This is a genomic window from Mycobacterium ostraviense, from assembly GCF_002705925.1.
Lineage (GTDB): Bacteria > Actinomycetota > Actinomycetes > Mycobacteriales > Mycobacteriaceae > Mycobacterium > Mycobacterium ostraviense.
In genome coordinates this window covers 3984783-4004667 of the sequence record NZ_NKRE01000001.1, presented here as the reverse complement: position 1 = coordinate 4004667, position 19885 = coordinate 3984783, and the positions used below count along the sequence as shown (strand labels likewise).

18 protein-coding genes, 1 tRNA gene and 2 pseudogenes are annotated in these 19885 nt (G+C 65.2%); 15 read left to right on the top strand and 6 right to left on the bottom strand.

The genetic code is table 11. From position 1 onward, the window contains the following. Position 1: 1 nt before the first annotated feature. The 15 genes and pseudogenes from CDN38_RS18790 (at position 2) to CDN38_RS18720 (ending at position 14121) form a co-directional block, all read left to right on the top strand. On the top strand, positions 2-1081 hold the full coding sequence (locus CDN38_RS18790; RefSeq protein WP_075510769.1) for an NAD(P)H-dependent amine dehydrogenase family protein: 1080 nt from the start codon (positions 2-4) through the stop codon (positions 1079-1081). A 56-nt stretch (positions 1082-1137) separates the two neighbouring features. Further along, entirely contained in the window at positions 1138-2388 is a 1251-nt protein-coding gene (locus tag CDN38_RS18785) for an Nramp family divalent metal transporter (RefSeq protein ID WP_099319109.1), read from the top strand. 129 nt (positions 2389-2517) lie between these two features. After that, complete coding sequence (locus CDN38_RS18780; protein ID WP_075510770.1) at positions 2518-3579, top strand: poly-gamma-glutamate hydrolase family protein; 1062 nt, start codon at positions 2518-2520, stop codon at positions 3577-3579. Positions 3580-3605: 26 nt separating this feature from the next. Beyond that, positions 3606-4430 carry an LLM class F420-dependent oxidoreductase gene (locus tag CDN38_RS18775; protein ID WP_082277128.1) on the top strand — a complete coding sequence of 275 codons (825 nt, stop codon included), beginning with the start codon at positions 3606-3608 and terminating at the stop codon, positions 4428-4430. A gap of 86 nt (positions 4431-4516) precedes the next feature. Beyond that, complete coding sequence (locus CDN38_RS18770; RefSeq protein WP_075510771.1) at positions 4517-4765, top strand: type II toxin-antitoxin system Phd/YefM family antitoxin; 249 nt, start codon at positions 4517-4519, stop codon at positions 4763-4765. Between the two features lies 1 nt (position 4766). Next, positions 4767-5162 carry a type II toxin-antitoxin system VapC family toxin gene (locus CDN38_RS18765; protein WP_075510772.1) on the top strand — a complete coding sequence of 132 codons (396 nt, stop codon included), beginning with the start codon at positions 4767-4769 and terminating at the stop codon, positions 5160-5162. A 386-nt stretch (positions 5163-5548) separates the two neighbouring features. After that, positions 5549-5782, top strand: coding sequence for an antitoxin (locus CDN38_RS18760; protein WP_075510773.1), 234 nt, complete (start codon positions 5549-5551; stop codon positions 5780-5782). A gap of 8 nt (positions 5783-5790) precedes the next feature. Next, positions 5791-6228, top strand: coding sequence for a type II toxin-antitoxin system VapC family toxin (locus tag CDN38_RS18755; protein ID WP_075510774.1), 438 nt, complete (start codon positions 5791-5793; stop codon positions 6226-6228). Between the two features lie 567 nt (positions 6229-6795). Continuing rightward, positions 6796-6871, top strand: a tRNA-Arg gene (locus CDN38_RS18750). 482 nt (positions 6872-7353) lie between these two features. Then, positions 7354-8777: pseudogene (locus CDN38_RS18745) on the top strand (MFS transporter). Between the two features lie 187 nt (positions 8778-8964). Then, on the top strand, positions 8965-9264 hold the full coding sequence (locus tag CDN38_RS18740) for a PE family protein (protein ID WP_075510775.1): 300 nt from the start codon (positions 8965-8967) through the stop codon (positions 9262-9264). A 24-nt stretch (positions 9265-9288) separates the two neighbouring features. Continuing rightward, positions 9289-10539, top strand: a complete 1251-nt coding sequence (locus CDN38_RS18735; RefSeq protein WP_082277129.1) for a PPE family protein — start codon at positions 9289-9291, stop codon at positions 10537-10539. 273 nt (positions 10540-10812) lie between these two features. Continuing rightward, positions 10813-12042, top strand: a complete 1230-nt coding sequence (locus tag CDN38_RS18730; protein WP_075510777.1) for an acetyl-CoA acetyltransferase — start codon at positions 10813-10815, stop codon at positions 12040-12042. A 2-nt stretch (positions 12043-12044) separates the two neighbouring features. After that, complete coding sequence (locus tag CDN38_RS18725) at positions 12045-13559, top strand: carotenoid oxygenase family protein (protein ID WP_075510778.1); 1515 nt, start codon at positions 12045-12047, stop codon at positions 13557-13559. A 79-nt stretch (positions 13560-13638) separates the two neighbouring features. After that, positions 13639-14121 carry a VOC family protein gene (locus CDN38_RS18720; protein ID WP_075510779.1) on the top strand — a complete coding sequence of 161 codons (483 nt, stop codon included), beginning with the start codon at positions 13639-13641 and terminating at the stop codon, positions 14119-14121. 5 nt (positions 14122-14126) lie between these two features. Here CDN38_RS18720 and CDN38_RS18715 read toward each other — a convergent pair whose 3' ends face one another. The 6 genes and pseudogenes from CDN38_RS18715 to CDN38_RS18690 form a co-directional block, all read right to left on the bottom strand. Further along, positions 14127-14864, bottom strand: coding sequence for a trimeric intracellular cation channel family protein (locus tag CDN38_RS18715; protein WP_075510780.1), 738 nt, complete (start codon positions 14862-14864; stop codon positions 14127-14129). Positions 14865-14905: 41 nt separating this feature from the next. Continuing rightward, positions 14906-15325 (bottom strand): hypothetical protein, encoded by a 420-nt coding sequence (locus CDN38_RS18710; protein WP_075510781.1) that lies wholly within the window; start codon positions 15323-15325, stop codon positions 14906-14908. Positions 15326-15361: 36 nt separating this feature from the next. Beyond that, positions 15362-16141, bottom strand: a complete 780-nt coding sequence (locus tag CDN38_RS18705; RefSeq protein ID WP_075510787.1) for a VOC family protein — start codon at positions 16139-16141, stop codon at positions 15362-15364. A 107-nt stretch (positions 16142-16248) separates the two neighbouring features. Further along, entirely contained in the window at positions 16249-16686 is a 438-nt protein-coding gene (locus CDN38_RS18700; protein WP_075510782.1) for a type II toxin-antitoxin system Rv0910 family toxin, read from the bottom strand. Between the two features lie 4 nt (positions 16687-16690). Next, entirely contained in the window at positions 16691-16870 is a 180-nt protein-coding gene (locus CDN38_RS18695) for an antitoxin (protein WP_036409222.1), read from the bottom strand. A 104-nt stretch (positions 16871-16974) separates the two neighbouring features. Continuing rightward, positions 16975-19885 (bottom strand): annotated as a pseudogene (locus CDN38_RS18690) (PPE family protein); the annotation flags it as partial.

The window sequence follows — 19885 nt, the reverse complement described above, 5'->3', positions numbered from 1 at the left end:
CATGGCCATACCCGTCGTCCAGCTCGGCACCGGCAACGTCGGCATCCATTCGCTGCGAGCGCTCATCACCAACCCGGCCTACCAGCTCACCGGGGTGTGGGTGTCGTCGGATGCCAAGGCGGGAAAGGACGCGGCCGAGCTGGCCGGAATCCCGCAAGCCACCGGAGTCAAGGCCAGCACCGATCTGGACGCGGTATTGGCCACCGGACCGCAATGCGCCGTCTACAACGCGATGGCCGACAACCGGCTCTCCGAGGCGCTGGACGACTATCGACGGGTCCTGGCGGCCGGAGTGAACGTCGTCGGCAGTGGACCGGTTTTCCTGCAGTATCCGTGGCAGGTAATCCCCGACGAGCTGGTGAAGCCACTGGAAGATGCTGCGCGCGAAGGTAATACGAGCCTCTATGTCAGCGGCATCGACCCGGGCTTCGCCAACGACCTACTGCCGCTGGCACTGGCCGGCACCTGTCAGAGCATCGAGCAAATCCGGTGCATGGAGATCGTCGACTACGCCACCTATGACAGTGCCGTCGTGATGTTCGACGTTATGGGATTCGGCAAGCCGATCGACGAGGTTCCGATGCTCCTGCAGCCCGGTGTGCTGAGTTTGGCGTGGGGTTCGGTGGTGCGCCAACTTGCCGCCGGCCTTGGCCTTTCCGTTGACGTCGTCGAGGAGATGTACGTCCGGAAACCGGCTCCGGAGGCGTTCGACATCGCCTCGGGTCATATTCCCGAAGGCAGTGCCGCCGCGTTGCGGTTCGAGGTGCTGGGCCTGGTCGACGGCGCGCCCGCCGTGGTGCTCGAACACGTCACCCGGTTGCGCGAAGACCTGTGCCCGGACTGGCCGCAGCCCGCACAGCCGGGCGGCTCGTATCGCATCGAGATCACCGGCGAACCCTCGTACGCCATGGACATCTGTCTGAGCAGCCGCCACGGCGACCACAACCATGCCGGACTCGTCGCCACGGCGATGCGGCTGGTCAACGCGATCCCGGCAGTGGTGGCCGCCGAACCGGGTATCCGCACGACTCTCGACCTGCCCTTGATCACCGGTAAGGGCCTCTACGCCGCCGGCGACTAGTCGGACCGCGCGGTGGCCCCGCCGGACAGGTTTCGGCTAACCTCACTTTTTATTCGATGCCTGGATCAAAGGTCGGTGAGTTGGCGCAGGACACCCAGACATCGCTGAAGACCAGCTGGTATCTGCTCGGACCCGCCTTCGTCGCGGCAATCGCCTACGTCGACCCCGGAAACGTCGCCGCCAACGTCAGCTCCGGCACCCAGTTCGGCTACCTACTCCTGTGGGTGATCGTCGCCGCCAACATAATGGCCGGCCTGGTCCAGTACCTGTCGGCGAAGCTGGGCCTGGTGACGGGCGACTCCCTGCCCGAAGCGATCGGCAAGCGGATGGGGCGTCCGGCCCGGCTGGCCTACTGGGCGCAGGCCGAGATCGTGGCGATGGCAACCGATGTGGCCGAGGTCATCGGTGGGGCTGTCGCGTTGCGCATCCTGTTCGACGTGCCGCTGCCGATCGGCGGGATTATCACCGGGGTCATCTCACTGCTGCTGTTGACGGTGCAGGACCGCCACGGCCAGCGGTTGTTCGAACGCGTCATCACCGGTTTGCTGATGATCATCGCCGTCGGCTTCACGGCCAGTTTCTTCGTTGCCACACCACCATCCGATGCCGTCTTGGCCGGCCTGATCCCTCGGTTCCACGGAACCGAGAGCGTGCTACTGGCCGCCGCCATCCTGGGTGCCACAGTCATGCCGCACGCGGTGTATCTGCATTCGGGTCTGGCCCGCGACCGGCACGGGCATCCCGAACCGGGGCCGTTCCGGCGGCGGCTGCTGCGGGTCACCCGCTGGGACGTCGGCCTGGCGATGGTGATGGCCGGCGGGGTGAACGCCGCCATGCTGCTGGTCGCCGCGCTCAACATGCGCGGTCGCGGAGATACCGCGTCGATCGAGGGCGCCTACGACGCCGTGCACGACACGTTGGGTGCGACGATCGCGGCGCTCTTTGCGATCGGATTGCTGGCATCGGGTCTGGCGTCGGCGTCGGTGGGCGCCTACGCCGGGGCGACGATCATGCAGGGATTGCTGCATTGGTCTGTTCCGATGGTGGTACGCCGGTTGGTCACGTTGTGCCCCGCGGTGGCGATCTTGGCGATCGGGTTCGATCCGACCCGCACATTGGTGCTCTCGCAGGTGGTGCTGTCGTTCGGCATACCGTTCGCGGTGCTCCCGCTGGTCCGGCTGACCAGCGACCCGCGGGTGATGGGCAGCGATACCAACCACCGCGCCACCACCGTCGTCGGCTGGATGGTGGCGGTCATGATCAGCCTGCTGAATGCGGTGTTGATCTGCCTGACGGTGGCGGGATGACGGCCCGCCGGTTGCCCGGTACGGCAAGATGGCTGGTGTCGTCATTTCTGGGGCTCGCCGGAGGTCAGCTGTGCTACCCGACATCCGCGTCACAATCTCATGCTGATCTGTCCGACGGTGGCCGGCTGAATGGTCACCGGTCGGCAGCACTACTTCGCATACGGCTCCAACCTGTGCGTCCGGCAGATGGCGGCACGCTGCCCCGACGCGAGTGATCCGCGGCCCGCGGTGCTGTCGGACCACGACTGGTTGATCAACCAGCGGGGGGTAGCCACCGTCGAGCCGTTCACCGGAAGTCAGGTGCACGGGGTGCTCTGGCAGGTCTCCGACCACGACCTGGCCGCCCTGGACAGCGCCGAGGGAGTGCCGGTCCGCTACCGGCGCCACCGACGCAACGTGCATACCGGCACCGGGGCGACGACGGCCTGGGTGTACATCGACCACCGGGTAACCCCGGGCGCGCCACGGCCCGGCTATCTACCCCGGATCATCGACGGCGCCGTCCACCATGGGCTACCGCAGCGCTGGATCGACTTTCTGCACCGCTGGGACCCCGCGCGCTGGCCCGGGGCCAACCCGCCAGTCATGTCTGAGCCTGGGCCGCAATCACTTTCGGTACTGTTGCGCGAACCCGGAGTACGCGAGGTCAGCAGGCTGCGGTCGCGGTTCGGATTTCTTGCCATCCACGGCGGCGACCTGGAAAAGATGACCGACGTGATCGCCGAACGCGCCGCCGAGGCCGCCGACGCATCGCTGTACCTCGTTCGGCATCCCGACCGATATCCGCATCACCTGTCCTCGGCCCGGTTCGACCCCGCGGAGTCGGCGCGGCTCGCGGAGTTCCTCGACCACGTCGACGTCGCGGTCTCGCTGCACGGTTACGGCCGCATCGGGCGGGGAACACAGCTGCTGGCCGGGGGCGGCAACCGCGTGCTCGCCGCCCACCTTGCCCGACACCTCGACTTGCCCGGCTACCAGGTCGTCACCGATCTGGAGGCCATTCCGCTGGAGCTGCGCGGCCTGCATCCGGGCAATCCGGTCAACCGGGTACGCGGCGGCGGAACCCAACTGGAGCTGTCGGCGCGCGTGCGGGGGCTCAGCCCGCGCAGTCCCCTGCCGGGGCCCGACGGTCTGTCCCCGGTCACTGCCGCTCTGGCGGCGGGACTGGTGGCCGCGGCGCGTGCCTGGTAAGTGTCGTTGCGGCGGGTGAACGGAGGTTGTTGGTGGCCAAGGACTTTCGCTTCGGACTCAGCGTTCGCTTCATCAAATCGCGGATGGCGCTGCAGCAGAAGGTGAGGCGGGCCGAAGATCTGGGGTTCGACGTCCTTTGCGTGCCCGATCACCTCGGTGCGGCGGCACCGTTTCCGACGCTGACCGCGGCGGCCATGGTCACCACGAGGATCCGGCTGAGCATGTACGTGCTCAATGCCGCGTTCTACAAGCCGGCCCTACTCGGCCGCGAGGTCGAGGCGCTGGACCTGCTCAGTGACCACCGCCTCGAGGTAGGCCTGGGCACCGGTTACGTCCGTGAGGAGTTCGACGCCGCCGAGTTGCCCTACCCCAGCGCCGGAGCCCGGGTGGACCACCTCGAACACACGACGAGCTATCTGAAAGAACATCACCCTGGGGTGCCGATCCTGATCGCCGGAAACGGCGACCGGGTGATGACGCTGGCCGCCCGGCACGCTGACATCGTCGGACTGACCGGCGCCCGGGTTCACCACGCCGAAGATCCGCTGGCCGAACGGGTCGAGTTCGTCCGCAAAGCCGCGGGCGAACGGTTCGAGGCGCTCGAGCTGAACCTGGCGATCACGGCGGTGCCGGCCGAGGGTGAGCGCATCCCGAACTTGGCGGTGACGCGCCGGTACGCGCCGGAGTTGTCCGACGAGGAGATACTGGCGCTGCACTCGGTGCTCAGTGGGTCGCCCCGGGAGATCGCCGACACGTTGTCCGGATACCGCGATAGCTATGGGGTGAAGTCGTTCACCGTGCAGGACAATCACATGGACAACTTCGCGAAGGTGATCGCGGAACTGCGCTGAGTCGCTTTCCGGTGAGCGTAGCCCGGCGCCCGCTCAACGCGTAGCGAGGCGTAGCATGTTTTGCTACACACTGCTACTCTCGCGCTATGGCCACGACAATCGCGCAGCGCGATCTCCGTAATGACAATGCGAAGGTGATCGATGCGGTAGCGGCAGGTGAGACATTCGTCGTGACGCGCAATGGCGAGCCGGTGGCCGAACTTCGCCCGATACGGGTTGTTCGCCGCACCTTCATCAGTCGCGGTGAAGTCGCGGCACTGGCCGGCGCAGCGGTGCGTATCGATCATCGTCAGTTCCGCGCCGACCTCGACCGGTTGATCAACCAAGGCCTCTGAGGTGACGTCCGGCCTCGTGGATACGTCGGTCGTCATCGACTGGCACGACCCGGCGGTCATCGCCGCACTGCCCGACGAAATGGCGATTTCAGCTATTACGGCCGCCGAGCTGGCCGCAGGTCCGCTGCTGGCCACGACGCCGATCGAGGCGGCCAAGCGCCAGGCCCGATTGCAGGAGGTGGAATCGAGGCTGGAGCCGATCCCGTTCGACGGGGCCGCCGTGCGCAGTTACGGGCTCGTCGTGGCCGCCGTGGTGCGCGAAGGGCGAAACCCGCGAAGTAGGTTCGCGGATCTATTGATTGCCGCGACGGCACACGCCAATCGCCTTGATCTCTACAGTCGAAACGCCGAGGATTTCTCTGGTCTCGAGACACTGATCCGTGTCGTCGCGGTCTGACACCGGTACCCGGCAACGACCGCAAGGACCGACTGCGCTACGCCGATTAACCCCGTATCGTCCACTATTGCGTTGCGCCGACCACAATCTCGAGCCGGCCGCCTTACCCGTCGACCACGACGAGACTCGCTCCACCCAAGGACCACGCGCCTCTGGCATGCACGGGTGCTCCCGCGCCCCGATACACTGACACCGCCCCAACACCGACGGCCAGCAGCGCCCTCGCGGCCCTCGGCGCTTCGCCCTCGGGACGTGTCTAAAACTCTCCGTGGGCTGGTCAACGTTGGTGCGCATGAGCGCTTGGGAACGCGACCCTACGGATTTGGGAACGCGTGATCAAATACGGCCATGTTGATGTGTTTTAGATACAGATGTAAATTCGATGTATGATTCGAACGCAGGTCCAGCTCCCAGATGAGCTTTACCGCGACGCCAAGCGGGTCGCGCACGAGCACGAAATGACGCTTGCCGAGGTCGTTCGTCGAGGGCTTGAGCACATGGTGCAGATTTATCCGAGGCGCGACGTGGCGTCCGACACCTGGCAGCCGCCCACGCCGCGCCGACTCGGTCCGTTTCGTGTGCCCGAAGAAACGTGGCGCGAACTCGCCAACGAGACGTGAGTCGCCCCGTGCTCTCGATCGACACGAATGTCCTGCTGTATGCCCAAAATCAGGATTGCGCCGAACATGACGCTGCCGCTGCCTTCCTCGTCGAGTGCGCTGGTCGGACCAACGTCGCAGTCTGTGAGCTCGTGCTTATGGAGCTGTATCAATTGCTGCGGAATCCTACGGTGGTGACGCAACCACTCGATGCTCCCGAGGCGGCGGAGGTCTGTCAGACGTTCCGTCGTAACCGGCGGTGGGCGCTGATCGAGAACGCCCCGGTGATGAACGAGGTGTGGGCGTTGGCGGCCACGCCCGGAATTGCTCGGCGGCGCCTATTCGATGCCCGGCTGGCGCTGACATTGCGCCACCACGGTGTCGACGAGTTCGCTACTCGAAATATCAACGACTTCAACGACTTCGGCTTCTCGCGCGTGTGGGATCCGATAACGTCGGACCGCTGACCACGCGGAATGCTCAGCCGAACGCCTAACGTCCAATAGCGAACCGACTGACCCCGTCGCGCGGAACCGTCCACAGCGAGCGCAGCGACACTACGGAGGCGGACCGCAGCCGCGGCCACAACCGAACTGAGCATTTGCGCCACCACGTCAATACCGATGCCGGCAGCAGCGTCGATGACCGCTGCTACGGCTGGCGCGAAGATGCCGAAAACCTGAACAACACCCTCTACGGCGGCCGCGGCGCATGATCGCCTACACAGCGATCCGCCAGCTGACCGTGATGCTCGGATTCGCCCTGGGCCGCAACGCAATTGCGGCCTGCCTGCACCGACGACAACACCCTGGAGAGCGAGCCGCCTAGCGGCACGGCCCAACGAGGTTTACCCAGGCCGACCACGCACGCCCAAGCGTCGCGTGGTTATCGCTGTGCCCGCTACACTCACACCCGCCGCAGCCCGACGACCAACCAGACCGCCGGGAACGGCACTAGGACGCCCAGAACACCGTCGAAAACCATCCGCCGCATCCAGCGGCTAGGTTTGAGTCAGGTATTCAAAGACGTCCCTCGCCCTCGTAGCTCAGGGGATAGAGCACGGCTCTCCTAAAGCCGGTGTCGCAGGTTCGAATCCTGCCGGGGGCACCATCTGACCAGCGCAGATACAAGTCCGTGCAAGATTCGTGCAACTAGGTTTTCGTGCTCCGAACGAAATTGGTGCAAGTGCTTAATACGCAGGTCAGAGCACAGAAACCGCAGATAATGACAACAACAGAGCCGAAAGCTCAGTCAGGTTCGAATCCTGCCGGGGGCACCATCACCGCGACCGAGGGCACGGACACGGTCACCGTCGACGTCACGACGCCGACGACGCCGCCGCCGCCCAGGCTGACCACGCTCCGGTCGCCGGCTTCAGCACCCCCGTTGCCGCCCGCCCTGCCCGCTCCGTAACCCGCCGCCGGCTCACCTCGCCCGGTTGTGGCGCCTAGACGGGCACGTCGGCATACCCCGCACTGGCTGTGACTGCGGAGGCGCATGACAATAGCTGCCGATCGACATCGCATCGATGCTCAGCGCCACCACGCGTGACCGGGTACGCTCTGCGGGCGGTCGACGAGGAGGACAACCGGGTGACTGTGGGTGATCGTTTGCCGCCCGACGATTTCCGGCCAACGTACCTGCGCAGGGTGGTTGCGGCGTCCATGGCCGGCACGGTCGTCGAATGGTATGAATTCTTCCTCTACGGCACCGCCGCGACGCTGGTGTTCAGCAAGGTGTTCTTCGCCCCGGGCGGCAATGACCTGTACGCCATCCTCGCCGCCTTCCTGACCTATGCCATGGGCTTCGCCGCCCGCCCGCTGGGTGGCATCGTCTTCGGCCAATTGGGGGACCGTTTCGGCCACAAAAAGCTGCTGCAGCTGAGCCTGCCGCTGGTGGGCGCCGCCACGTTCCTCATGGGCTGCTTGCCGACCTTCAGCCAGATCGGCTACTGGGCTCCCGCATTGCTGGTGACGCTGCGATTCATCCAGGGTTTCGCCGTCGGCGGCGAATGGGGCGGTGCGGTTCTGCTCGTCGCCGAGCACAGCCCCAATGACAGCCGTGGCTTCTGGGCGAGCTGGCCGCAGGCCGGAGTCCCCGGCGGCAACATGCTGGCCACCGTGGTGCTGCTGGTCCTCACGTCCACATTGTGGGATGCAGCGTTCCTCAGTTGGGGCTGGCGCGTGGCGTTCTGGTTGTCGGCGGTTGTCGTCCTGATCGGCTACTACATCCGCACCAAAGTCACCGACGCGCCGGTCTTCCTCGAGGCGCAACAGCAAAGCCAGCGCGCCAACGCGACGTCGTTCGGCCTCACCGAGGTGTTAAAGCGTTATCCGCGTGACGTTTTCACCGCGATGGGGATGCGCTTCGGGGAGAACGCCATGTACTACCTGGTGGTCACTTTCTCCATCACCTATCTCAAGGTGCACGTGCACGCCAACACCGTGGCCATCCTGTGGTGGCTGCTGGCCGCCCATGCCGCACACTTCGTCGTCATCCCGCTGGCCGGACATCTCAGTGACCGATTCGGCAGGCGCCCAATCTATTTCGTCGGTACCGTCACCGCCGCCACGTGGGGTTTCTTCGCTTTCCCGATGATGGACAGCGGCCGCAACGCAATCATCTTGTCAGCCGTCGTGATCGGATTGGTCTTCCATGGCCTCATGTATGCAACCCAGCCCGCGGCCATGGCAGAGATGTTCCCAACCCGGATGCGCTATTCCGGAGTCTCACTCGGTTATCAGGTCACCTCCATCGTGGCCGGTTCACTGGCGCCGATCATTGCTGTCCGCTTGCTCGAAACCTACAAGTCCGCGACGCCCATTGCCTGGTACCTGGTGGCGGCAGCCTCGGTGAGCGCCGTCGCCGTCCTCGTCGCCCGCGAGACCAACGGCGTTGACCTGGCCGACGTGATCGCGCCGACGCCCAGCGGCTGTTTGCCGAACGTGAACGGGTGCACCTGGACGAGCCTCGTGAGGGACCGGAGCCGGTCGCCCTCGTCGCCGACACCGAATGACTTCCGAATAGCGCAAAGCCTCCTTATCCATCCGGTATCGATCTGCGCCAAACCGGGGTTCAGCGAGCAGGTAACGAAGTACCCTGCAGCTAAGGAGTGCCTTCCTGCGGGGTTTTCGGGGCGCCTGCCCGTCTAATTCACCTATCGGACAGGCAGTCCGGCGCCTTCTGCGAGTTAGGAGAATGTGATGACGTTTGTGGTCACCCAGCCGGAGACACTATCGGCGGCGGCCGGGAATTTGCAGGAGATCGGTTCGGCAGTCAGCGCTCAAAACATCGCAGCGTCGGCCCACACGACAAGCGTGGCGCCAGCCGCTGCCGACCAGGTGTCGGCGCTGACGGCGGCGCGGTTCAGCGCACAGGCGCAGCTGTACCAGGTAGTCAGCGCCCGGGCCGCAGCGATTCACCAGGCCTTCGTTGCCGCACTGGCCGCCAGTGCCCACTCATACGAGGCGACCGAGGCCGCCAATGCCATTGCGGCCGGCTAGCCCGGCTGAGACTGGCCAACAAGGGTGCTAGCGACGGACTTCGGCGCTCTTCCGCCGGAGGTGACTTCCGCGTTGTTGTACATGGGTCCAGGGTCTGGGCCCATGCTGACCGCCGCCACCGCGTGGGAAAGCCTCACCGCAGTGCTGAACTCCGCAGCGGTTTCCTATGCCTCGGTGGTCTCGGCGCTGACGCTCGAGTCGTGGCTGGGCCCCGCGTCGGCGTCGATGGCAGCTGCGGCCGCGCCCTATGCGGAATGGTTGATCGCCGCGGCGGAGCAGGCCCGGCAAACCGCCGCTCAAGCCTCGGCAGCGGCGGCGGCATACGAGACGGCGCGGGCCTCCGCGGTGCCGCCGCCGGTGATCGCCGCCAATCGCGGCCGATTGGCGTCGCTGGTCACGATGAACACGTTCGGTCAAAATACCCCGGCGATCGAGACCCTGCAGGCCGAGTATGCCGAGATGTGGGCGCAGGACGCCGCCGTCATGTACCAGTACGCCGAAGCCTCCGAGACCGCGTCGACGCTGACGCCGTTCAGCCAACCGGCGCACGCCGCCGACCCGACGGCAGCGGCGGCCCAGGCCGCACAGGCCGCACAGGCCACCGACGCGCCGCCGGGTCAGGTTGCGTCCATCGGTACGGACACGCTGCAAGCACTCCCGCCGACCACAGCTTCTGCCAAGCTCACGTCAGAGCTACCAGCCCCCGCCGCCAGCATCCCGATCCCCACCCCGATCGGGGAACTGGATGGGCTGGCCCTCTACATCGCGGCCGTCGGGACCAGCAGCCTGTCGCTTTCGGCGGTCAACACCGCCAGACCCTGGTACTACAACTCTCGGACCGGCGATTCTCACGGCGGGTTGGGACCGACTCATGGCACAACCCTCGATTTGCAGAGCCCGGAAAGGCGGAACATAGAGGTGTTGGTGTCGTCGCCGAGCAGCAGCGCAACCGCGGGTCTGGGCCAGGCAGCCCTGGTTGGGGGGTTGTCGGTGCCGCACGGCTGGACCATGGCCGCCCCCGAAATCAAGCTGGCAGTCGAGTCGCTACCCAGCGCCGGCCTCAGTGCCGCCCCGACGGACATGGGAGGAGCTCCAGCAGGCTTGTTGAGCGGCATGGCGCTGGCGAGTTTGGCCGGACGCGGCGCCGGCGGGACGGGGCCACGTGTCCCCAATGAAGCTGCCGCGGAGGACGGGGAACCCAAGCGCAAGCCCACCGTCGTGGTGATCCAGCAGCCGCCGCCCGCCGGAGGTACACCGGGCAATCGTCCGCGGTAACTGAGCCAGCGGTACTGCCACACCCACGGTCTGGGAATTGCAGCAGCTCAGCACGATTTGTCGAGTCTTGAGACCCGTTTCGACGGAGAGGTTTGTCAATCGCCGCCGATGGCAATGTCCCACAAGAGGGGGGTGTATTGGCCGGCCTTTACGCCTTCCCAGGTCCCGTCGGTTCAGCCCGAGAGCCGATGGGGCCGCCCACCTTCCGGGCGGGGTGGCGCGGCTCACGGATATCACCGAAGGCGCGCGCCAACCTGGGGTACCGTGCCGCATATGGACGGCACTGCAGGCGTGTGGATTCTCGGCGGCTACCAAAGCGATTTCGCTCGCAACCTCAGCAAGGAGCGCCGCGACTTTGCCGACCTGACGGCAGAGGTCGTCGCCGGCACGCTGACGGAGGCCCGGGTCGACGCCGCCGACATTGCCGCGACCGGCGTTGTCCACGTCGCTAACGCCTTCGGCGAGATGTTCGCCGCTCAGGGCCATCTGGGCGCGATGCCGGCGACCATGTGCGACGGCCTCTGGGACACCCCGGCCTCCCGGCATGAGGCGGCCTGCGCGTCCGGCAGCGTGGCCACGCTGGCGGCGATGGCTGACCTACGCTCCGGCGCCTACGACAGCGCGCTCGTCGTCGGCCTCGAATTGGAAAAGACCGTGCCCGGTGACACCGCGGCGCAATACCTGGGCGCGGCGGCGTGGACCGGCCACGAGGGCGCCGAGGCGCGTTACCTGTGGCCGTCGATGTTCGCCGAAGTCGCCGACGAATATGACCGGCGCTACGGCCTGGACGACACCCACCTGCGGGCCATCGCCGCGCTCAACTACGCCAACGCCCGCCGCAACCCCAACGCCCAGACTCGGGGCTGGACGATCCCCGACCCGATCACCGACGACGACACCACCAACCCGATCACCGAAGGACGGCTGCGGCGCCTGGACTGCAGCCAAATGACCGACGGCGGCGCGGGACTGGTGCTGGTCAACGACGCCTATCTGCGAGCCCATCCCGACGCACGCCCGATCGGCCGGATCGACGGCTGGGGGCATCGCACCGTCGGGCTGGGTTTGCGCCAGAAACTCGAGCGCGCCGCTCACGACCCCTACGTGCTGCCGCATGTGCGGTCGGCCGTGCTCGACGCGTTGCGTCGTGCACAGGTGAGCCTCGACGACGTCGACGGGTTCGAGGTGCACGACTGCTTCACCCCCAGCGAGTACCTGGCCATCGACCACATCGGCCTGACCGGACCGGGCGAATCGTGGAAGGCCATCGAAAACGGGGAGATCGAGATCGGCGGGCGGCTGCCGATCAACCCCAGCGGTGGGCTGATCGGCGGTGGACACCCGGTCGGGGCCTCCGGCGTGCGGATGCTGCTAGACGCGGCCAAGCAGGTCAGCGGCACGGCCGGTGACTATCAGGTCGAGGGCGCGCGGAGATTCGGCACCCTGAATTTCGGCGGCAGCACCGCTACCACCGTCAGTTTCGTTGTCAGTAAAGGCGTTTGATGATGAATGTCGAGATCGTCGGCAAATACCTGTCCACCCTGCCCGAGGACGACGACCACCCCTACCGCACCGGTCCGTGGCGGCCGCAGACCACCGAGCGGGACGCCGACGCGCTGACGGCCGTCGAGGGCGAGATCCCCAGCGACCTGGACGGCATCTACCTGCGCAACACCGAAAACCCGCTGCATCCGGCGTTCAAGACCTACCACCCGTTCGACGGCGACGCCATGGTGCACGTCGTCGGCTTCCGAAGCGGAAAAGCCTTCTACCGCAACCGCTTTGTCCAGACCGAGGGCTTCCTGGCGGAAAACGAGGCGGGCGGACCGCTGTGGCCGGGACTGGCCGAGCCGGTGCAATTCGCCAAGCGGGACACCGGCTGGGGGGCTCGCACCCTGATGAAGGACGCGTCGAGCACCGACGTCATCGTCCACCGCGGCATCGCGCTCACCAGCTTCTACCAGTGCGGCGACCTCTACCGGCTGGACCCCTACTCGGGCAACACCCTGGGCAAGGAAACCTGGAACGGGCACTTTCCGTTCGGCTGGGGCGTATCGGCTCATCCCAAGGTCGACAGCAAGACCGGCGAGCTGTTGTTCTTCAACTACAGCAAGCAAGACCCGTACATGCACTACGGCGTCGTCGACCTGAACAACGAGCTGACACACTACGTCGACATCCCGCTGCCCGGCCCGCGGCTGCCGCACGACATGGCGTTCACCGAAAACTACGCCATTCTCAACGATTTCCCGCTTTTCTGGGATCCCCGGCTGCTCGAGCACAACGTGCACCTGCCGCGCTTCTACCCGGACATGCCGTCGCGCTTCGCGGTGATCCCGCGCCGCGGGTTTAGCGGCGACATCCGCTGGTTCGAGGCGGATCCGACGTTCGTGCTGCACTTCACCAACGCCTACGAAGACGGCGACGAGATCGTGCTCGACGGCTTCTACGAGGGCGACCCCCAGCCGCTGGATGCCGGTGGAACGATGTGGCAGAAGCTGTTTCGCTTCCTGGCCCTGGATCGTCTGCAAACGCGGCTGCACCGGTGGCGGCTCAATCTGGTCACCGGCGCGGTGAAAGAAGAACAGCTGTCGGAGTCCATCACCGAGTTCGGGACCATCAACGACGGCTACGCCGCGCGCCAGTACCGCTACGCCTATGCCGCGACCGGCAAACCGGGCTGGTTCCTGTTCGACGGATTGGTCAAACACGACCTGCTCACCGGAAACCAGGAGGGCTACTCATTCGGTGAGGGCGTCTACGGGAGCGAAACCCAGATGGCGCCGCGGGTCGGCGGCATCGCCGAGGACGACGGCTACCTGGTCACGCTGACCACCGACATGAACGACGACGCCTCCTACTGCCTGGTCTTCGACGCGGCCCGAGTCGGTGACGGCCCGGTGTGCAAACTGCAGCTGCCCGAACGTATTTCCAGCGGCACCCATTCGACGTGGGTACCCGGCGCCGAGTTGCGACGCTGGCATCACGCGGAGTCGCCGGCGGGCGCTGTCGGGCTGTGATGCTCGCGAGCCTGTAATACGGCAGGAAGACTACGAGTAGCGGCCTGCGAATTTACAGGCTCGGTGAAACGGAGGAGCAGTGAACAACAACAAGCGCCGCCGGACGACTCACTGGCCCAAGGAGTTGGCATCGATCGGCTCTATCCGCTTCGCCCGTCGCTCCTCGAATTTCGAAGAGACAGTGCGTTTTTACCGCGATCTGGTCGGGCTCCCGCTCTACGAGACATTCGGGGAAAGCTACGGGAGCAACGGTGCGATCTTCGGTCTGCCCAGCTGGAACCTCACCCTCGAGATCGTCGAGGCGGTCGACGAGGTCAGCGTGGACCACCACGAACAGCTCTGTCTGTACTTCCCGGACAATACGGCGCAGCAGGAGGCAGTAGCACGGCTCCGGAAGGCCCAGGTCGAGCCCGTCGAGCAGCACCCGTACTGGGAAGCGACGGGAGCGGTCACCTTCCGCGACCCGGACGGGCGGGAGGTCGTGTTCGCGCCCTTCGTGTACGGAGTCAACGAGCCCGCCGACAGCTCGGCCTCAGGCGCCCACGAGTTCCCGTCGAGCTGAGGCCGTCAGCGCTTGCGCGGCTTGCGTTTTTCGCCGACCAGCGGAAGAGGTGAGTCGTCGCTGTTGACCCGCAACGTAATCCGGGGCAATCGCTTACCTGGCTGCCTTCGCAGGGCGTAGTGCCACGCCGGCCCTTCCGTCAACTGCCACCCCCGCCAGCGGGCGACAAGGCACAGAACAGCACCGACGACGGTGGCCACCACCGCCCCCACGGTGGCCTGGCCGTAGTGGGCGAAGAGCACCACCACACCGCTGGCGATGACCGCGCAGGTCGCGTAAAGCGTGTTACCGCCGAAGATCTGCGGCGTCCGGCGGACCGCAATATCACGCAGTGTCCCGCCTCCCACTGCGGTGATGGTGCCCATCAGCAGTGCCGCTGCCCAGCCCAGGCCTATGCCGAGTGTCTTCTGCGCTCCCGCGACCGCCCACGTTCCCAGCGCGATCGCGTCGATGACCGGCAACGTCAGGTTCCAGGTGCGGCCGTATACCGGCACTAGAAAGGCCACGATGCCCCCGGCGATAGCCGTCACCAGATACAGGTAGTCGGTCAGCGCGACCGGGGGTCCGTGCTGCAACAGGGTGTCCCGGATCAGCCCGCCGCCCAGGCCAGACAGAATGGCCAACGCCGCAAACCCAATGGGGTCCAAACGTTCCTCGGTGGCGACAATGCCACCGAGCACCGCGTTGCCGAAGACACCGGCGAGGTCGATGACCCGGAATACCTCGCCCAGCGTCGGACTCACGGGGCATCGCTATCAACACAGTCCGCCACGAATGGTGAAGTCTATTGCAGGGTCGCGGCGGCCACCGCCCACAGGGAGCACACCACCGCGCAGGCGGCTGCGCTCGCACCCAGGTACAGGCCGTACTCGGCCGACACCGGCGGGTTGACGTTGATCTTGTAGTACCAGATGGTCAGCGCCACGATGAGCAGCGAAACCAGCAGCGCGGCAACCGAAGACAGCTTGGCCGACAAACCGCGTCCCACCATCGCCCCGGCCACCACCAACGTCGACGACAGCAACACGATCAGCTGGCCCGCGCCGAACCCAGGCGGCAGTTCCAGGTTGCCGTGGGTGCCGCCGACAGCGTTTGCCCAGCCCCCGCCGCCGACCGTCGTCGTCAACCACGGCAGCCACGTGCTGACCGACACGATCACGGCGAAAAGCGCCACCAGCCAACCCGGGCGCAGCCGGCGAATCATGCATGCGAGCGTAATAGGGCGCCAACTCGCATCGAGTCACGCCACGCTTGTCGGCAGCGACGACAGGTTGAAGGCGACGCCCGTCGGGTCGGTGGCCGCGGCAAGCCGCCCATACGGGGTGTCCTCGGCCGCCCGCAGGACCGCGCCGCCGTTGTCGGTGATCAGCTGCAGTGTCGTGTCGACGTCGTGGGCGCCGAAGAAGGTGGTCCAGTTCGACGGCACGCCGTCGGGGAGGCAACCGGCGCCGTCCATGACGCCGAGCAATTCCTCGTCACCGAAACTCGCTGTGGTGTAGCGGAATTCGTCGGTGTCAGAAATGTCTTCGGTCCGCCACCCGAGGACGTCGCGGTAGAAGTCGATGGCCGCACGGTGGTCGTGAGTGGTCAGTTGATGCCAGACGGGTGAGCCCGCTTCGCCGATCACCTCGAAGCCGCGATGCTCCAGCGGCTGCCACAAGCCGAACATCGCGCCCGTCGGATCGCTTGCCAGGCTCATGAATCCTTTGGCAGGTACCTCCATCGGATCCAGGCAGCAGCCGCCCGCGGCTCTGACCTTGGCAGCAGTCGCGTTGACGTCGGCGGTGTGGAAATAGATGGTCCAGGTGTCCGGCGACAGCCATTGCGGGTTGTTGGCCATCAGTCCGGCGACGGGATGGCCATCCTTGGCGGCATTGACGTATCCGCCGTACTCGGGGCCGGCGGATTCGAAAGTCCACCCGAATACCGTGCCGTAGAAGTCTCGAGCGCGGTCGAGGTCTGATGTGGTCAAGTCGATCCAGCTGGGGGCGCCCAGTGGCGCGCCGTGACGGATGGGCATGATGTCCTCCTTGCCGTGTGGTTTCACAGTTATGGACCGCGGTCGGCCCGGAAACTCATCGGCTGATAGGTCAGCTGGTCCGCGACGGGCGCCGGTGCCGGTCGACATCAGGCCTGTGCGAAAACCTCGACGAAGTTCTGCAGGGATTCGCTGATGTCGCTTCTGAGCGCGGCGGCGACGATCATGCCGATCGGCCCGAACAGGGCGGGCCCGCCGAGGTGGACATCGAAGCTCACGACGGAGCCCTCCTCTTTGGGCGCGACCTTGGCCATGAGCTTGACTTTGACACCGCCGACTCCGGCGCCGTTGAGCGTCATGCCTTCCGGCGGCTTGTAGCGCACGATCGTCCATCTGATCCGGTTGGGCATCCCCTTGACCTCGACGATCGACTCGACGACCGCGCCCCTCTCCAGCGTTTCGGGCAACTTGCTGCGCCAGACCCGGTGGATCGTCAGCCACTCGCGGTAGCGGGACAGATTCGAGGCGTGCAGCCACGCCTCCTCCGGCGGCAACGGGACATCGATGGATCCGGAGAGTTTCGCCATGGCCTCAGCTCTGCTGGTCGCCCGTGTCGACTACTTTCCTGGCCTGCTCCTGCACCTTGTGGATGGTGTCGGAGTACTTGCCCTGCGTCTTGTCGTCGACGAATTTGCCGGCTTTGTCGATCGCCGTCTCGACCTTGTCGGCGTTTTGTGACAGCAGGTCTTTCGCCTTGTCCATGATTCCCATGCGCAAACCATCCCTTCGCCGGGGGACCCTTAACATCTCGGACGAACCCTACTTGCCGGCGCCAACGGCCCGCTAACCAGCCTTCGCCGACTGGCCGCTGGCAGTTACGGCACCGAGCCGCTGAGGAAGAGGCCCGAGAGCTGGCTGCCGACGTTGCCGACACCCGAGACGATGCCGGCCAGCGCCAGGCCGAGACTGCTGGTGTTGTCGATGCCGGACAACGCGCCGCCCAGGTTGGTGATGCCCGATAGGAGGCTGCCGCCGTAGTTCTCGAACCCCGAGATCTGCGAACCGACGTTCCAGAAGCCCGAGAGGGTATCGCCGGTATTGCCGAAGCCTGACGAGCCACCGGCACCGGAGTTGAAGAAGCCCGATGACGGGACGCTCGTGGAGTTTGCGAAGCCCGGAACGGGCGACACATGGAAGAGGGTGACGGCAATGGGGCCGATACCGGCGCCCAGGGCCGTGCTGAGCTGTGTGGTGTCGCTGCCCAATGTGAGGTCGAGCGGGATTTGGCCGAGATTGATTTCCGGAATCATGATCGGGCTCAGCTCGGAGTTCAAGGGGATGGTCAATGTAATTGGGAGACCGTCGATAGGTATGTCGAAGCCGATATCGGTGTCGGGGATGTTGATGCGGATAGTGGTTCCCCCGGAATCCCCGTCGACGGTCAGCGCCAGATTCACCGGGATGCCGGGGCTGTTTTGACCGTGCAGGGAGAAGGGGTTGATGGTGAGGCCGGTGATGTCGCCGGTGATGGGGAGTTTGAGGGTGCCGCCGCCGCCGAGGGTAAGCGGGATCTGGGGGATGGTGATGGTGTAGTCGGCGCCGATAAGGCCCTGGCCGGTGCCGCGCCAGAAGAATCCGTTGTTGCCGTCACCGGAGATGAACGCGCCGGTGTGGGGGATGGTGATGGTGTAGTCGGCGCCGATAAGGCCCTGGCCGGTGCCGCGCCAGAAGAATCCGTTGTTGCCGTCACCGGAGATGAACGCGCCGGTGTTGAGGTCGCCGGTGTTGAACGCTCCGGTGTTGGTGTCACCGATGTTGAACCAGCCGGTGTTGGTGTCGCCGGGGTTAAACGAGCCGGTGTTAAACGCACCGGCGTTAAAGCCACCGGAGTTGAAGCTGCCCGGGTTGGCCCAGCCGGTATTGCCCAGCCCGGCGTTGAACACCCCGGTGTTGGTGCTACCGGTGTTGGCGATCCCGGTGTTAAAGCTGCCCGAGTTACCGACACCGAAGTTACCGGTGCCGGAGTTGAAGAACCCGATATTGTTGGTTCCGGAGTTGAACAGCCCCACATTACCGGCACCGCTGTTGAAGGCCCCGAACCCGATCTGATTATCCCCGCTCAGCCCGATCCCGATATTATTGTTCCCCTGGTTCGCCAACCCGAAATTCCCGAAACCGGTGTTACCGAAACCGACGTTGAAACTGCCGCTATTACCCCAACCCCGGTTGAAATCACCGACATTGCCGCTCCCCACATTTGCATTCCCGACATTGCCGCCACCCACATTCTGATCACCAACATTGCCCACCCCCACATTGGCATCCCCCACATTGGCCCCACCCACATTGGCGCCACCCACATTGCCGCCACCCAAGTTGTAATCACCCACATTGGCATGACCCAGGTTCCACCCACCCTGATCACCAAAACCAACATTGAACACACTCGGCCGACCCGGACCCGAGGAGAACAACCCCGCCAGCTGATCCCCCACATTGCCCACACCCGAACCCATACTCGGAATCGTGTTAAACCACCCCGACACCCCATCACCAAGGTTCAACACCCCCGAACCCAACACCCCCACATTCCCCGCACCCGAAGACCCACCAACATTCCACCACCCCGAACCCCCACCAACATTCCCAAACCCCGACGCACCACCCGCACCACTATTGAAGAACCCCGACGACGGAGCACCCGTCGAATTGCCCACCCCCGGACCCGCCGACACCTGCAACACCGGAATCACCACCGGACCCACCCCCGGACCCGAAATCCCCAACTGCAACGACTGACCCGGACCCCCCACCACCAAATTCAATGACGGACCCGTAATCGTGATCGGATCCACCACAATCGGCCCAATAGTGCCGGTCAAGTTATCACCGTTTAGATTCAATGTCGGAATCGTGAAGCTGCCCACGACGATGTCGCCGAGGTGGCCGGTGACCGGGATGTTGATGGGGACGTTGACGCTCAGGTCCAGTGAGATCGCGGGGATGGTCAGGGTGTAGTCGAAGCCGGCGTGGCCTTGCCCGTCACCGCGCCAGAAGAAGCCGTTGTTGAGGTTGCCCTGGTTGAACCCGCCGGTGTTGACATCACCGGTGTTGGCGATCCCGGTGTTCAGATCACCGGGGTTAAACCAACCGGTGTTGGTATCCCCGGCATTCCACGAGCCCGTGTTGGAGGCCCCCACGTTGAAACTGCCCGAGTTGTAGGAACCCGCATTGCCCACCCCGGTGTTGAGCAACCCGGTATTGAACACCCCGGTGTTCAACCGACCCGGGTTGAACAACCCCGTATTCAACTCACCGGAGTTGCCCACCCCCCAGTTCCCGGTCCCGGAGTTGAACAACCCCACATTCCCGGCGCCCGAGTTGAACAACCCCACATTCCCGGCGCCGGAATTCCACCCCCCGAACCCGACCTGACCAGCACCGCTCAACCCGATCCCGATATTGTTGCTGCCGGTGTTCCCGAACCCGATATTGCCGACCCCGGAATTCCCGAAACCGAAGTTGTAATCCCCGGCATTCCCGAACCCGACATTGTACGACCCCAGATTCCCCGGCCCGAAGTTATACAACCCGATATTCCCCGAACCCAGATTGAAACTCCCCAGATTCCCCGACCCCAAATTCCAACCACCCAGATTCCCGAACCCCACATTACTACCACCAACATTGCCCCCACCCACATTCCCATCACCCACACTCCCAAAACCAACATTACCCACCCCCACATCCGCCAACCCCGCATTAAAAACACTCACCCGGTCGGCG